Annotated in this window: 12 protein-coding genes and 1 tRNA gene; 7 read left to right on the top strand and 6 right to left on the bottom strand. The window is 62.9% G+C overall.

Translation table 11 applies throughout. The features are described 5' to 3' along the window. Window positions 1–56: 56 nt before the first annotated feature. Window positions 57–133 (top strand) — tRNA-Met (locus ACWTV3_RS09860). 492 nt (window positions 134–625) lie between these two features. Here ACWTV3_RS09860 and ACWTV3_RS09855 read toward each other — a convergent pair. Next, a complete protein-coding gene (locus ACWTV3_RS09855) occupies window positions 626–1,591 on the bottom strand; it encodes an isopenicillin N synthase family dioxygenase (RefSeq protein WP_498478043.1) in 966 nt (321 codons plus the stop codon). Window positions 1,592–1,801: 210 nt separating this feature from the next. Then, window positions 1,802–2,413, bottom strand: coding sequence for a TetR/AcrR family transcriptional regulator (locus tag ACWTV3_RS09850; RefSeq protein ID WP_498478042.1), 612 nt, complete (start codon window positions 2,411–2,413; stop codon window positions 1,802–1,804). A gap of 101 nt (window positions 2,414–2,514) precedes the next feature. Here ACWTV3_RS09850 and ACWTV3_RS09845 point away from each other — a divergent pair, with 101 nt between their 5' ends. Further along, entirely contained in the window at window positions 2,515–3,480 is a 966-nt protein-coding gene (locus ACWTV3_RS09845) for an SDR family NAD(P)-dependent oxidoreductase (protein ID WP_498478041.1), read from the top strand. Here ACWTV3_RS09845 and ACWTV3_RS09840 read toward each other — a convergent pair whose 3' ends face one another. Further along, complete coding sequence (locus ACWTV3_RS09840; RefSeq protein ID WP_498478040.1) at window positions 3,481–5,112, bottom strand: CLIPPER-2 domain-containing protein; 1,632 nt, start codon at window positions 5,110–5,112, stop codon at window positions 3,481–3,483. 130 nt (window positions 5,113–5,242) lie between these two features. On the opposite strand from ACWTV3_RS09840, the gene ACWTV3_RS09835 reads away from it, so the two are divergent. Further along, window positions 5,243–5,635 carry a VOC family protein gene (locus ACWTV3_RS09835; protein WP_498478039.1) on the top strand — a complete coding sequence of 131 codons (393 nt, stop codon included), beginning with the start codon at window positions 5,243–5,245 and terminating at the stop codon, window positions 5,633–5,635. Here the strand turns inward: ACWTV3_RS09835 and ACWTV3_RS09830 are convergent. Beyond that, window positions 5,632–5,904, bottom strand: a complete 273-nt coding sequence (locus ACWTV3_RS09830; RefSeq protein WP_498478038.1) for a hypothetical protein — start codon at window positions 5,902–5,904, stop codon at window positions 5,632–5,634. The two genes, ACWTV3_RS09835 and ACWTV3_RS09830, sit on opposite strands and share 4 nt — an antisense overlap. 112 nt (window positions 5,905–6,016) lie before the next feature. Between ACWTV3_RS09830 and nadE the strand changes: the two genes are divergently transcribed. Genes nadE through ACWTV3_RS09815 form a run of 3 tightly spaced genes read left to right on the top strand, consistent with a single transcriptional unit; the run spans window position 6,017 to window position 9,043 of the window. Further along, complete coding sequence (gene nadE, locus ACWTV3_RS09825) at window positions 6,017–6,841, top strand: NAD(+) synthase (protein WP_498478037.1); 825 nt, start codon at window positions 6,017–6,019, stop codon at window positions 6,839–6,841. 10 nt (window positions 6,842–6,851) lie between these two features. Then, window positions 6,852–7,529: an ABC transporter ATP-binding protein gene (locus tag ACWTV3_RS09820; RefSeq protein WP_498478036.1), complete on the top strand. Its 678-nt coding sequence runs from the start codon at window positions 6,852–6,854 to the stop codon at window positions 7,527–7,529. After that, a complete protein-coding gene (locus ACWTV3_RS09815) occupies window positions 7,529–9,043 on the top strand; it encodes a hypothetical protein (RefSeq protein ID WP_498478035.1) in 1,515 nt (504 codons plus the stop codon). Before ACWTV3_RS09820 ends, ACWTV3_RS09815 begins: the two co-directional genes overlap by 1 nt. 22 nt (window positions 9,044–9,065) lie before the next feature. Here the strand turns inward: ACWTV3_RS09815 and ACWTV3_RS09810 are convergent, their stop codons facing one another. Then, window positions 9,066–11,282, bottom strand: coding sequence for a S9 family peptidase (locus ACWTV3_RS09810; protein ID WP_498478034.1), 2,217 nt, complete (start codon window positions 11,280–11,282; stop codon window positions 9,066–9,068). A 226-nt stretch (window positions 11,283–11,508) separates the two neighbouring features. On the opposite strand from ACWTV3_RS09810, the gene ACWTV3_RS09805 reads away from it, so the two are divergent. Next, a complete protein-coding gene (locus ACWTV3_RS09805; protein ID WP_498478033.1) occupies window positions 11,509–12,369 on the top strand; it encodes a sulfurtransferase in 861 nt (286 codons plus the stop codon). Window positions 12,370–12,460: 91 nt separating this feature from the next. Here ACWTV3_RS09805 and ACWTV3_RS09800 read toward each other — a convergent pair whose 3' ends face one another. Beyond that, complete coding sequence (locus tag ACWTV3_RS09800; RefSeq protein ID WP_498478032.1) at window positions 12,461–13,957, bottom strand: APC family permease; 1,497 nt, start codon at window positions 13,955–13,957, stop codon at window positions 12,461–12,463. Window positions 13,958–13,997 lie beyond the last annotated feature (40 nt).

Here is a 13,997-nt window from a genome sequence, read left to right as displayed (position 1 = left end):
GAGCCCGCTGAGTTCGGTTTTTGAGCCGTTCACCCTGTGTTAGTCTTTAAGCACGCCGCGGGGTGGAGCAGTTCGGTAGCTCGCTGGGCTCATAACCCAGAGGTCGCAGGTTCAAATCCTGTCCCCGCAACCACGTAAAAAGTCCCGGTCTCGAAAGAGACCGGGACTTTTGCGTTAACGGCGTTCGCGTGGAGGCCTGTGCCTTGTTTTGCTCTGGGAATCGCTCGACTGGTCGAACCGCTCAGGATGAGCCAGCTCGAACGCACGCTGCTTAGCGCTCTTCAGCTTGTTCGCAGCGTGCGGATCGGCCGAAATCTGCGGGAGGCCGAGCTGACCGCTCCGTGCGTTGCTGCGGCGCAGCTCCGCAGCTCGGCAGCATCGCGCTTGGGCGATGACTGCTCAAACATGTGCCACGAGTCATCTGGAGCCGCACTGAATTCAACAGTCGGCACCGGCAAAGGTACTGTCGTCGCTTGACGACATTGTGGCGGTGAACCCGCTGCCTGAGGCCAGACTGATGCGGTTCAAGCCGATGGCGGTGCGTTGTGCGGCCGGGGAAGCGGATGCTGTCGGTGTGGCGACTTCGGCCGAAAGTGTTCCCAGCGCGCGCCAAATTTAAGGCTAGCTAGCCGACTGCTTTAAGCGTCTTGCCGGCAAGGTGCGGCCCGGCGAGCACCGGTTCGTATTTCGGTTTTTCGCCGCCTGCGAGGCATGAGGGCAGGCATTCGATGAGCGCTGAGTAGTTGGCGTTGTGGAAGAACGGCATGCTTTGGCGCCGGGGGGAGATCGTCGAGCCAGCATCCGTATTGATGACGCGGTGCAGGGTGGATGTCCATCGGTCGTTTGTCCACCGGGCCATCACGTCACCAATGTTGATCACTAGTGCGCCGGCAGTTGGCGGGATATTTACCCAAGACTCGGAGGCTTCGTCGCGCACCTGTAGTCCGGCGCGGCCCAGCTCTTGCCGGAGGATAGTCAGGGTGCCGTAGTCGGTGTGGGCACCCGCTCGAAGTTGGCCGTCGGCAGCGGGGGCATTTTGCTCTGGGTAGTTGATTGCACGCAGTGCACTTGGATTGCGATCAATTTTGTCGGCGAAGTAGTCGCCGGGCAGTTCAAGGCCGTGTGCAAACATCACCATAAGGCGGTTTGAAAGGGTTGTCATCGCAGCGAAGTAGGATTCCCAGGCTGGTTGGAATTCGGGCAATGCCGCTGGCCAACGGTTTTCAGAGAACAGGCTTGCCTCTGTGGAGTCGATGGGGGTGTGGCCGGCTGCTACACCCGGGCCCATGTTGAACGACTCTTTGAGGTCTCCGGGAGCAGCTTCGTCACGAGATTGTGCCAGCGATTCGGTAAGCATCGGAAAGTATCCATAGAGCCCTCCCGTTTCGCGCTCCAAACCCAACTTCTCTTCCAGCGGTAGATCGAAAAAACTGCGCGATACATCCCAACAACGGTCGGCCACACTTTCTGACACACCGTGATCGACTATTTGGAAGAAGCCAACTTCGCGCAGAACCTCGTCAAATTCGCGCCCAACAATTGTGGGGTCACGGTCAATGCTGATTGTTGGCACTGAGAGTGGAATGGTCATCGCGGTTCCTCTATTTGGCTTGGGCTCTGGGCGTGAAGGATGTCGTGCTCCATGGTAGACCTCGTGAAGCTGACGGCTTTTGCCTGTTGTCACGCCCGTACTAATCCGGTGGTCGGACCGGGGTAGTCAACAGCGAGGCCGCTGCCCCAGTGGATGCAGTTCCTGCCGTTGCCGGTGGCGATCGTTGTGCCGCTTGGGTCAGGAGCCTCGCTAATTCCAGGTATCGACGAGAGCGTGAATCGCTGCGAACACGGAGCGCAGCTGGGCGGCGTCGGCCTGCGAGCGAATCGTGACTTGAAGGCCGAGGATGAGCGTGGAGAGCAGCTCGGCGCGCTGGCTCGTGAGCGCAGCATCCGGGGCGTCCTCGGGAAGTGCGAGAGCAGCAAGAGCTGTCATTTGAGAGGTCATGAGCTCGCGGTATTTGAGCGAGAAGTCTTCAAAACCGGGAGCGGTGCCCCGCAGTTCATCGCTCGCGGTGACAGCGAGGCAGCCTCGACTGCCGGTTTCAGAGAGCGCAAACTCTTCGAAGAGACCGAGGAACGTGTGGATGCCGGCGATGCCGGGCCCGGCCATCGCGCGCATGCTGGAGAGGTGCTGCTCGCGCTCGGCGAGGTAGCGGCGCAGCACGGTCGCGAAGAGCTGCTCTTTGTCGCCGAAGGTGCGGTAGAGGCTGGGCTTGTGCACGCCGCTCGCCTCAACGATGTCGCTGAGCGAGGTGTGGCGGTAGCCCTGCTGCCAAAACAGATCGGTCAGTTGCGCGAGCACGGCTTCGGCATCGAAAGCGCGCGGGCGCCCCGCTGTAGTGCCGGTATGGGTGCTCATGCCTTCACTATACGCGCGAGCCTCCCCATTTGAAACCCAGTGGTACCAAAAGGGGATGCAATGGTACTGTTTGGTTTCAAACCAATGCAAAAGGACGATCGATGAACGCCAACGCCGCAAAAACCGCTCTCGTCACCGGTGCGAGCTCCGGAGTCGGCTGGGAAGCCTCCGCTCAGCTCGCCGAGGCGGGCTATGGCCGCATCGTCGTTGCCGCCCGCACGCTCGCGAAAGCGGACGAAGCCCGGGACGCCCTTCTGGCTCGCGTGCCCGGGGCACAATTTGTGCCACTCGCGCTCGACCTTGATGACTCAACCTCCATCGATAACGCCGCGCAGGCACTCGTCGCCGCAGGCAACCCGATCGACGCGCTCATCCTGAACGCGGGAGTCGCCGCGACCAGTGAGTTGCGCCGCACCGCGGACGGCATCGAACAGATCATGGCAGCGACCCTCACCGGGCACCACGCGGTGACCACGCACCTGCTGCGCGCTGAATTGCTGAGCGCCAACGCACGCATCATCATCGCCGGATCAGAAGCCGCGCGCGGGGATGTTCCCACCTTCTCGAACATCGATGTAGACGCGCTGGCGGCGGCATCCTTCGACGGCGATCTCGAACGTGCCATTGAGGCCGTTTTGCGCGCTGACAAGCCCGTGAAGTTTGCCAACGGCACGCAATACGCGACAGCCAAGACCTTCGCCGTGTGGTGGGCCAAGGAACTCGCGACTCAGCTTCCCGCCGGAATGGCCGTGAACGTTGTATCGCCCGGCAATACCCCCGATACGAAGGCGGCTCGAGAAATGCCGGCGATCATGCGCCGCGTGATGCTGCCGATCATGAAGCTAATCCCGAGTGCGTGGCACAGCGTGCCCACCGCGGCCGCGCGCTATCTTGCCGTGATCGATATGCCGGAGGGCGTCAGCGGCCAGTTCTTTGCGTCACCGCCCAAGAAGATGATCGGCCCCGTCACCTCAATGACAATGAGCCACTTCACCAACGCCGCGGGTCAGCGGGCGCTGTGGAAGGTACTAGACCACCTTGCAGGCGCCGATCTCCCGAGCGAATAGCTAGCGAGCCGTAGGGGCGCTCGCGGCTCGTTGCAGCGCGCTGCGGCGGCCGAGGAGCAGGGTTGCTCCCGCGAGGAGCAAGAGCGTCGCTGCGGAGCCGGTGGCTGCCGGTGAGGAGCCAGTGGCAGGCAGAAGTTCTCCCGCGAAGGCGGCGGTTGCTGCGAAGCGCACGGTAGCCGCATTCGACGCGGCGGTGAGCTGCTCGTTTGCAACGGTTGCTGTCGTAGAGAAGTCGCTTCCGGCATCCGTGATTATCAAGGTGGCAGTGCAGGTACCCGTTGCTCCCGGGGCAAGGTCAGCCGGGAATCCCGAGCAGTCGAGGGAAAGCGTGGGGAGACTGGTCGTCACGGTCAGTGCGCTGAGCGTGGTGTTTCCCGTGTTCGTGGCGGCGATCGAGAACGTGGCGGTATCGCCGACCGCGGTGTAGGTAGTGGTGTTCACACCCTGAGTGACGTTGAGCGCCGGTGCCTGGTTGATCGTTGTCGTCGCAGTGTCAGCCTCAGACGTCGCCGTCTCGCCCCAGGCTTTTCCTGAAGCGGTGGCCGAGTTGGTGTACGTGCCAGCGTCGATGTCGGCCTGAGTGACGGCATGCTCGGCGGTACAGGTCATTGTTGCGCTGGCGGCGAGGGTCGTCGCGGGGCACGACAGACTCTGGGCGCCGAGGTCATTGACAGTGACGTCGCTCTGCGCGAAGGTTCCGCTATTGGTCACGACAAAGCTGTAGTCGATCAGATCGCCCACGTTTGTAGCGCTCGTGGGTAACGCCGCCGCGGTCTTGTCGATGGTGAGCTCAGCACTGCCGTCAATGAGTGATGGACCGATGAAGCTCATGCCTTCTGCGACCGCTGTGCCGCCTTCATGATCGTCACCAACGATGACCACCATGCGGGATACCGGGGTGGCGAGGTCGGCAACGAAGCCGATCCAGCGTGTGCTGAGGTTGCCGCAACCGCCGGGGTCTGTGGCGCAAAGACTCTGATCTCCACTGGGTACGACTTCTTCCTCAGAGAGCAGAATATCGTCGGCGTCGTAGAGCCGCACGAGAGCGGGCACTCCTAAGCCATCGGTTCGTGTCTCGAGGTCTCCAAACCAGCCGCCGAACGCGAGAACGTCGGTGGAGAATGTGAACTCGAACGCGTCGCGCGTTTCTGAATCTGGGGCGGCGCCTCCCGAGGCGCCATAGCTGAAGCCCGCACCATTAGTGCAGCCGCTATTGCCGTCCAGCAGCGAAGGCCGGGGTGAGCTGCTCTGCAGCGTGTTGCCACTGCCTGTGCACTGGGCGAGTCCGGGATTGGCGCTCACGCCAACGTAGGTGGTGGTGGCTCCCGGGGTGTACATCGTGCGTTGCACCGATACTGTGGTGCCGCCGGGTGACGTGGCAATAACTCCCGAGAGTGCAGCGTTTTGGGTGCCGTTGATCACGAGCGGTGCTGGAACCATTTCACCGCGGGCGACGATCGCAGCGCCCCAGGCATCACGAAGAAGGGACGCGGCAGCGCGCCCGGCGACGTTGTTGCCGGAGGCTTCAGCGGAGATGTATGAAGAGGTCGCTGCGGACGCCGGGGTCGCTATCACCGCCACCATGGAGGCGGTAATGACGGCAACGAGGGCAGCCTTGATCGGGTTTTTCACGCGTAAATCCTTGACTGTCGAGGCGCTTCGGGTGCGGCCCAACTCCCTCTAGGCTATCGCCATCGGCGCTGTGGCTCAGGACCCCGTTAGGGTGACCGAGTTCAGGCGGCGCGAATCTAGGGAGAACGGCATGATCGACGCACTCAACAACGTTGAAGCAATCACAGTTTTTTCGGATGACGTGGCGCTGTCGCGAGACTTCTATGCGGCCGTGTTCTCCGCCTCGGTGATCTTCGAAGACGAGGTTTCGTGCATGTTTAAGGTGGGCGCGCTGGTGGTGAACGTGCTCGCGCGCAGTGAGGCTGTTGAGCTGATCGGACCGGCCGCCGTCGCGCCGCCGGGAGCTGCAGCATCCGTCATGCTCACCGTCAATGTGCCCGATGCGGATGCCGCGTGCGCTGCCGTGCGCGAGCGTGGCGTCGAACTCGTCAACGGCCCCGTTGATCGTCCGTGGGGCCGCCGCACTGCGGTGTTTCTTGATCCGTCAGGACTGCCGTGGGAGATCGCGCAGGAGCTGAGTTAGCTCTCGCGCGTTCCCACAGAAGTGCGCTCAATCTTCAACATGACGAGGGCGCCGACGATCAGCACCGGGCCGACAAGGCGTGCGATCTGGGCGAGAAATTCAACACCGCCGGCAAGGCCGCTCGCGAATTGCGAGGCGAGCGGGAAGCCGATCGATTGCGCGGCCCAGTAGAGGTTGGGAATCACGAAGTTACCCAGAACGAACCCGACGATGAGAAGACCGAGCCCGGTCCAGAACGCAATCTTGGGGCGAAGTAGTTGATCGATCATCCGGGGCTCCTGTGTTTCGTGGGCGTAACAGTTTCAGGCTAACCCGCCGAGAGTCTGCGGCGCGGCAGAAATGAACAATCCTAATGACACCGGGCAGGGTTAGGTTTGATGCATGACATCGTTGCAGGCCCGCATCATCTCCGAGTTGAACACTCAGCCCACGATTGACCCCGCTGGGCAAATTCGGCGGCGCATCGAGTTTCTCAAGGAGTACCTGGAAGCCTCACATGCCAAGGGGTTCGTGTTGGGCATCAGCGGTGGGCAAGATTCGTCGCTAGCTGGCCGCATTTGCCAGCTCGCGGTTACTGAGTTGCGTGCGGACGGTGTCGAAGCACAGTTCGTGGCCGTGCGACTGCCGCACGGGGTTCAGCGCGACGAAGACGATGCGCAACTGGCGCTCGACTTCATTGAGGCCGACCGCGAAGTGACCTTCAACATCCAGCGTGCCGTCGACGGTATTGCCGCCGAGTTCGCGGATGCGATGGGCGAGCCGATTACAGACTTCAACAAGGGCAACGTGAAGGCACGCGAGCGCATGGTGGCGCAGTACGCCATCGCCGGGCAGCTCGGCTACCTTGTGGTCGGCACTGACCACGCGGCCGAAGCGGTCACGGGCTTCTTCACCAAGTTCGGCGACGGTGGCGCTGACGTGCTGCCCCTTACCGGCCTCACCAAGCGTCAAGGCAAGCAGCTCCTCATCCACCTCGACGCTCCCGAGCGACTGTACGAAAAGGTGCCGACGGCAGACCTGCTCGACCACACACCGGGCCAAGCTGACGAAGCCAACCTCGGTGTCACCTACGATCACATCGACGACTACCTCGAGGGCCTCGACGTACCCGCCGAGGCCGCTGCTGATATTGAGAAGAAGTACCTCAACACTCGCCACAAGCGCACGGTACCCGTTTCGATGTACGACGAGTGGTGGTCTGCCTAGAATAGGTTTCATGGGGAATTCTCATGACGCGGATGCAGCGCTCGGGCTCGAGCGGTCATCCGCGGTTCGTGTGGATTCCCTCACGGTGAGCATCGACGATGTTGCTCTGCTCGAACCTGTCTCGTTCGATATCCTCGCCGGAACTGCGGTCGCAATCACTGGCGCGAACGGTGCTGGTAAGACAACGCTGCTGCGGGTTCTCGCTGGCCTGGTGCCGCCGACTGCGGGCAGTGCGCACGTTGGTGAGCTGCCAGTGGATGAGCGAAGCCCGGCTTTTCGCCGTATGGTGGCTGGTCATATCGGCCACACCTCTTTCGCCCGGGACCTCACGCTTGACGAACAACTCACGATGGTCGGCGTCTCGTGGGGCGCGGAGGTCGCAGCGTCACGTGAGCGATCGACCGCACTGCTCGACGATTTCGGCCTTACTCGCTTGCGCACACGTTTCGCCCACGAGCTCTCCTCGGGGCAGACACAGATGTTCTCGTTGGCGCTCGCAGTGGCGCGGCCCTTCGACGTGCTCTTGCTCGATGAGCCGGAACAGCGACTCGACAAAGAACGCCGAGCACAAGTAGCCAGCATCCTGAGGGGGCTTGTTGCTAATGGCACGACACTGCTATTCGCCTCGCACAATGCGAAATTGATCGCTGCGGTGAGCGACCGCACTGTGGCTCTGAAGCGTTCGTAGTGGCATCCGACCCCACTCTTCGGCGCTTGCGACAACTGCGTCGCGACCAGCAGGCCCAGAGCGAGAGCGACCTCAAATACACGATTTACGTGGCGCTGATGGTGCTGCTGATCGTTGGCGTGCCCGTGATCCGAATGGCGATTCTCGGCCTCGCATCGCCCGAGATCGTGGCCTTCTTGGGGAGCGCAGCCGCACCCGCCGTCCTTTCGGCCGCGATGGGGCTGCTAATTGCTGCACTCGTCGTGCTCGGGCGCATTCGCGGCCCCGCGCTTGTGGATCCGTTTCGGAGTGCCGTCGTCGCGAGCAATCATCTGCCTCGTCGTCAGACGCTGCGGCGACCGTTTCTCGCCTCGACAACTCAACTCGTGGGTGTTCTCGTTGCGCTTGCCCTTGTTCTCTCCGCCGCGCTCGCGGTGGCGGGAGCGGCGTCAGCTCTGTCCGTAGCCGTGTTCGTGGCGGCGACGGTGCTCGTGGGCATTCTCGCCGGGATCGCGTGGCTGGGCGGGCAAAGTCTTCCGCCGCGCTCGTCGCAACGGATTGCTGCCGCGCTTGCAGTGGTCTCGCTCATTGCCGCGGTCATTCCGGGCGGGTTGCTCGTGACGCCGTGGGGATGGTTCGCGCTGCTCTACCCGAGCTCCGGGCCTGCGCCGTGGCCGATGCTCGCCGCGCTTGCGAGCGCGGTGCTCGCAGCATCGTTGGCGGTGCCGAAACTCTTGGACGGCATCCGTGGTTCCGAGCTGAGCGCTCAAGCGCAGCGCTGGACGAGTGCCGCTACGTTCACTGCATCCGCTGACCTTGCGGGAGCATTTGAGCAATTCCGCGCGTTGCCCACGCTGGGGCGCCAGTGGCGATCGGTGCAAGTCGTACCAACGCCCATTCTGATGCTTGTTCGTGATGTCGTCGGCTCTCTGCGCACTCCCGAACGTGCGATCCTGGCCGCGTTGTCCCTGACCGTTGCAGGGTTCTTGCTTGCCAGCATCAGCGCTGTTCCCGCAACGGTGGCGTGGGCGCCGGCGCTCCTCGGCGGTGTCATCGCGTTCCTTGCGCTTGGAGTCTGGAGCGACGGCTTTCACCATTCCGCTGACACTGCTGTGGCACTGCCGCTCTATGGCTTTGGCGTTGCGAGAGAGATCGCATTGCACGCAGCGCTGCCGGTGGTGAGTGTGCTCGTGTTCGTGGGCGCCGGAGCGCTCACCGCTCTCGCCGTCGGCGGGTCACCGGCGAGCGTCGTCGTGGCGCTGGCGTTTGCGCTGTTCATTGTGACCATTCGCATCATGAACGCCACCAAGGGTCAGATGCCTCTCGAACTGCTCGCGCCGATTCCGACTCCAGCGGGCGACTTGTCGGGCGCCCTCGTCATGATGTGGCAGGCGGATGCACTGCTGCTCACTGGCGTGCTGAGCCTAGCGTTGACGACCAGTTGGCTCAGTACTCCGGTGCTGCTCGCGGTGATCCCTGTGGCAGCGATAATCGTGCTTGCGATTGCGAGACACAATCTTGCGAACGCTCGCTGAGGCGCTGCATGCACGCCCTCGATCAGTGCGCTGAGGGGCGCGTCGCATCCACCATCCACGCGTAGTTGAAAGCACGCTCGCGCCAGGCGTCGTAGCGGCCGGAGACGCCGCCGTGGCCTGCCGCCATCTCGGTCTTGAGCAGCGCATCCGCTCCCACCTCGCGGAGGCGAGCAACCCATTTGGCGGGCTCGACGTAGAGCACCCGGGTGTCATTGAGCGAGGTCACCGCGAGAATGCGCGGGTAGTGGGTGTCGTGAACGTTTTCGAGCGGGGAGTACGACTTCATGTAGTGGTACACCTCCTCGTTGTGGAGGGGGTCGCCCCACTCGTCCCACTCGATGACCGTCAGCGGTAGCGAGGGGTCGAGGATCGACGTGAGCGGGTCAACAAACGGAACGACCGCGAGGATACCCGAGAACAGTTGTGGGGCCAGGTTTGCGACGGCACCCATGAGCAGGCCGCCGGCGCTTCCGCCCTCGGCAACGAGACGATCACTCGACGTAACATCGATGTCGATGAGGTGACGGGCGCACGCGACAAAGTCGGTGAACGTGTTGCGCTTGTGGAGTTTCTTGCCGCCCTCGTACCAAGTGCGGCCCAGCTCACCACCGCCGCGCACGTGCGCGACAGCGAACACCATGCCGCGGTCGAGCAGGCTCAGGCGGCCAACGGTGAAGCCCGGGTCGATGCTGATCTCGTACGAGCCATAGCCGTAGAGCACCGTCGGCGCCGGGGTTCCAGGTGCCACAAGGTCGTTGCGGTAGACGAGCGAGATAGGCACGCGCGTGCCGTCGGACGCGGTGGCCCACTCCCGACGCTGCGTGTACAGCGCGGGCTCAAAGTGACCAAGCACCGGCTGCTGTTTACGAACGACCAGTTCGTTGTCATCCACGAGGTAGTCGTAGACGATCGTCGGGGTCACGAAACTGCCGTAGCTGAGACGGATGCTCGGCTGATTCCATTCGGGGTTGGAGCTGAGGCCCACGGTGAAGAGTTCGTCGTCGAACTTGAGCTCGTGGGGAATGTCTTCGTAGCGCCCACCATGCTTCGGAACGATCGCAACTGCCACTCGTGTGAGTCCCTCGCGGCGGTACTCGATCGCCACGAAGTCCTTGAAGGCATCTACACCCTCGAGGCGCACGGCTTCGTTGTGGGGGAGGATCACGCGGCGCTCGCCGAGAGGGTCGGCCGCAGCGACGCTCACGAGCTCGAAATTGATCGCATCCTTGTTGTGCACAATCAGCAGACGGTCTTGCGTGCCCACCACCACGTGCTCAACGTCGTACTCGACGCCCACTTCGCGCGGCCAGACAACCTCGAACTCGCCGGTCGGATCGCTCGTGTCGAGCAGTCGCGTCTCACTCGTCAGGCGTGAACCGGCCTCGATCGCCAGATACTTGCCACTGCGTGAGCGACCAACGCCCACCCAGAAGCTTTCGTCGGGCTCATGAAATACCTGCACCGCGGATGCCGCAGCAGTGCCGAGCTCGTAGCGCCAGACGGTATCGGGGCGCCAGGCATCATCCACCGTCGTATAGAAGACGTACTTGCCTGTGGCATCCAAGAGCGCGCCGCCCGCGGTGCCCGGAATCTCGTCCGGAAGGTCATCGGCGGTGCTGAAGCGGGTGACAGGATCAGCGTCGGAAGCATTCGCCGAACCCGCGCTCGCCGCAGCAGCCTCACCGAGCTGGCGCACGCGCAACGTGTAACGCTCGTCGCCCTCGATGTCGACGCCGTAGAGCAGCAACGTGCCATCGTCGCTCAGCGAGAATGAGCCCAGGCTGAAGAAGTCGTGACCCTCAGCTTCGACGTTGTCGTCGAGAAGGATCTGCTCGCCGGGGAGAGTCGTGGGAACCGCGGCAGCATCCGCGCCAGTGTCAGCAGCAACAGGCTCGGCAATCGTCGGGGGAGTCCAGTCATCGTCACCTGCAATCGGTGCGCGGCAATGGATCGGATACTGCTTTCCCTCTTCGGTGCGGCTGAAGTACCACCACTGGCCGCGGCGAACCGGAACGCTTAGGTCGGTCTCCTGCGTTCGGCCTTTGATCTCTTCGAAAATTTGCTCTTGCAACACACTGAGGTGACTCGTGCGCGCCGCGGTGAAGGCATTCTCGGCATGGAGATGCGCGAGGGTCTCGGGGCTCTCTTTGTCGCGCATCCACTCGTAATTGTCGACGTAGTGGTCGCCATGCTGGAGGCGTTCCGTGGGAATCTTCGCGGCTTCAGGTGGGGTGAGCATGCCTTCAGCGTATGCCCGATTTCTGCAGAGCAGGAAGGAAAACGAGAAGGAACGGGAGCGGCACGCGCGATTACGCGACTGAGTGGTGACGCGTCTGCTGAAACGAATCGTCTTCGCCGGCTTGTCGCGGGCCCCAGGAACTGGCGCAGGTAGGCGCAGCTAGGCGTCGGCGACGTTGTGCGGCTGCGAATGTCATCATTGAAGTTCCCCACGATCGGAGCCTCGGATGCCTCACCCCCTCGTCACCGCGAACGAACTAGACGCGCTGCTCACCGCCGCCGAGTTGGGCGGAGCTCCCGTGCGCGTTCTCGACGTGCGGTGGAGCCTTGGCGGACCCGCCGGCCTGCCGCTCTACGAAGCCGGACACATCCGCGGGGCTGTCTACGTTGACCTCGACACCGAGCTCGCGCGTCACGGTGAACCTCATGAGGGGCGTCATCCGCTCCCCACGGTCGAGGAGTTTCAGGCCGCCGTGCGCCGCTGGGGAATCAACGATGGCGACACCGTCGTCGTTTATGACGACTGGAACAGCCTCGCCGCGTGCCGCGCTTGGTGGCTGCTGCGCTACATGGGTATCGAGAATGTTCAGGTGCTCGACGGCGCGCTCTCCGCGTGGACGGCGGCCGGGCATCCACTCTCCGCCGGCACCGACGACCTGGCGGCAATTGTTCCCGGCACCGCAACCCTCAGCGCCGGCAACGAGCCCGTTCTGAATGCGGATGACGCTGCCGCTCTAGCCGAAACCGGCGTGCTGCTCGATGCGCGCGCGGGGGAGCGCTACCGCGGCGAGACCGAGCCGATCGATCCGCGCGCCGGTCACATTCCCGGGGCGATTAGCGCGCCGACCTCAGGCAACCTCACCGACGATGGCCAGTTCTTAGACGCCGAGACGCTGCGGGAGCGCTACGAAAACCTCGGCGTGAGCGTCGATCGCGCCGTCGGCGTGTACTGCGGTTCGGGCGTGACCGCTGCGCACGATGCGCTTGCGCTCACTGTTGCCGGTTTTCTTCCGGCACTTTTCCCCGGCTCGTGGTCGGCCTGGTCGAACCAGCCGAAGCGCCCTGTTGCTACTGGCGCAACGCCCTAGCCGCGGCATCCACTCGAAGTACCTGCTTTACATCTCTTAACAACGAAGGGCCCCAACACCACGACAGTGTTGGGGCCCTTCGCTTGGCACTTTAGGAGATGACGTCTTGCAGCAGTTCTTCGTTGAGGCTCTTGCGAACGAGCGAGACGACGTAGCCGATCACAAACGCGATGAACGGCGACAGCACGAGGAACCAGCCGAAGGCGTTGAGGCCGAAGGCGGTCACTGTGGGGTCGACTCCAGCAGCGAGAGTGAGGTCACCGGCGAGCAGGCCAAAGCGTGACATCAGCAGGTACTCGGCGAGAACGAGACCAATGAAGGCCAGAATCGGCGCAATCATGGTGACGAAGATGTTCTCGGTTCCCTTGTTCTGCAGGAAGAAGCGGATGATCGCAACACAGACGAGCGCTTCGATCAGCACGATCGCCACCACGGCGAGGCCGCTGAACCAGAAGAACATGTTGCCGATGGGATCGAGCTGGAATGCAGCGAAAAGCACAATCACCACACCGCTAATGATCGACACGATGATGGATGCGCGACCGGGGGCTCCGCGACCATTCACGGTTCCCACCGAACTCGCCAGCACGCCACCGCGGCCGAGGGCGAAGAGGTAGCGACTTGCGGCGTTCTGGAACGCGAGGAGCCCGGCGAACATGCTCGTGAGCACGAGGATGCTCATGAGCGTTGCAAGCCACGGTCCGACGTATTCGCTGGCGAGAGTGAAGAGCACCGCGGCCGGGTCTTCGAGACCGGCTGAGCGTTCGAGTGTCTGGTCGATCACGTTCGAGGCGCCCATGCCGGTGACAAGGGCGAAAGCGGTGAAGGCGAACAGCACGGTGATGAGGCCAACAGCGAGGTAGGTGGCGCGCGGTACGGCGCGCTTGGGGTTGATGCTTTCTTCGCCGTAGATGGCGGTTGCTTCGAAACCGATGAAGGACGCAAACGCAAACGCGAAGGCGATTCCAGCAGAACCGGCAAGGCCACCGGCGAGGATCAGGTCAGGGGAGAACGAAGCGCCCCAGTTGAGGCCTTCGGGGCCACCGTCGGCGAGAATCGCGACAGCGGCGATCACAAGCACGATGAGCTCGGAGAGCATCAGCACACCGAGCACCTTGGCTCCGATATCGACGCGCAGCAACGAAAGTGCGGTGACCGCGATCCAAGCGAGGAGAGTCCAGGCCCACCAGGGGAGAAGACCAACCTGTACGGCCATAAGGCCGCCGAAGAAGCCATAAATGGCGAGTTGGATGGTGAGGTAGGCAAGAACCGAAACGAACGAGGAAGCGATTCCCGCGTTACGTCCGAGTCCGCGCCCGATGTAGGCAAAGAAGGCACCGGTATTGGTGACCCGCTGGCTCATCGCCGCGTAGCCCACGCTGAACAGAAGCAAGACGATACCGGCGAAGAGGTAAGCGCCGGGGGCGGCTGCGCCGTTGCCGAGAACGATCGCCACGGGCACGGCACCGGTCATTCCGAGAAGCGGCGCTGCTGCAGCCACGACAAAGAAGACGATTCCGATTACGCCGAGTCGCCCTTTGCGCAGGGTGCGATCGGGGCTTTCCTGGGATTTTTGGTCAAGCGCCATAGTGAAACTCCTCGTTGAGTTCTAAATCAGTTCGTCCGTA

The organism is Salinibacterium sp. AL4.1 (assembly GCF_059767305.1).
The sequence above is the reverse complement of the archived record's forward strand: the minus strand, read 5'-3'. Positions and strand labels throughout refer to the sequence as shown.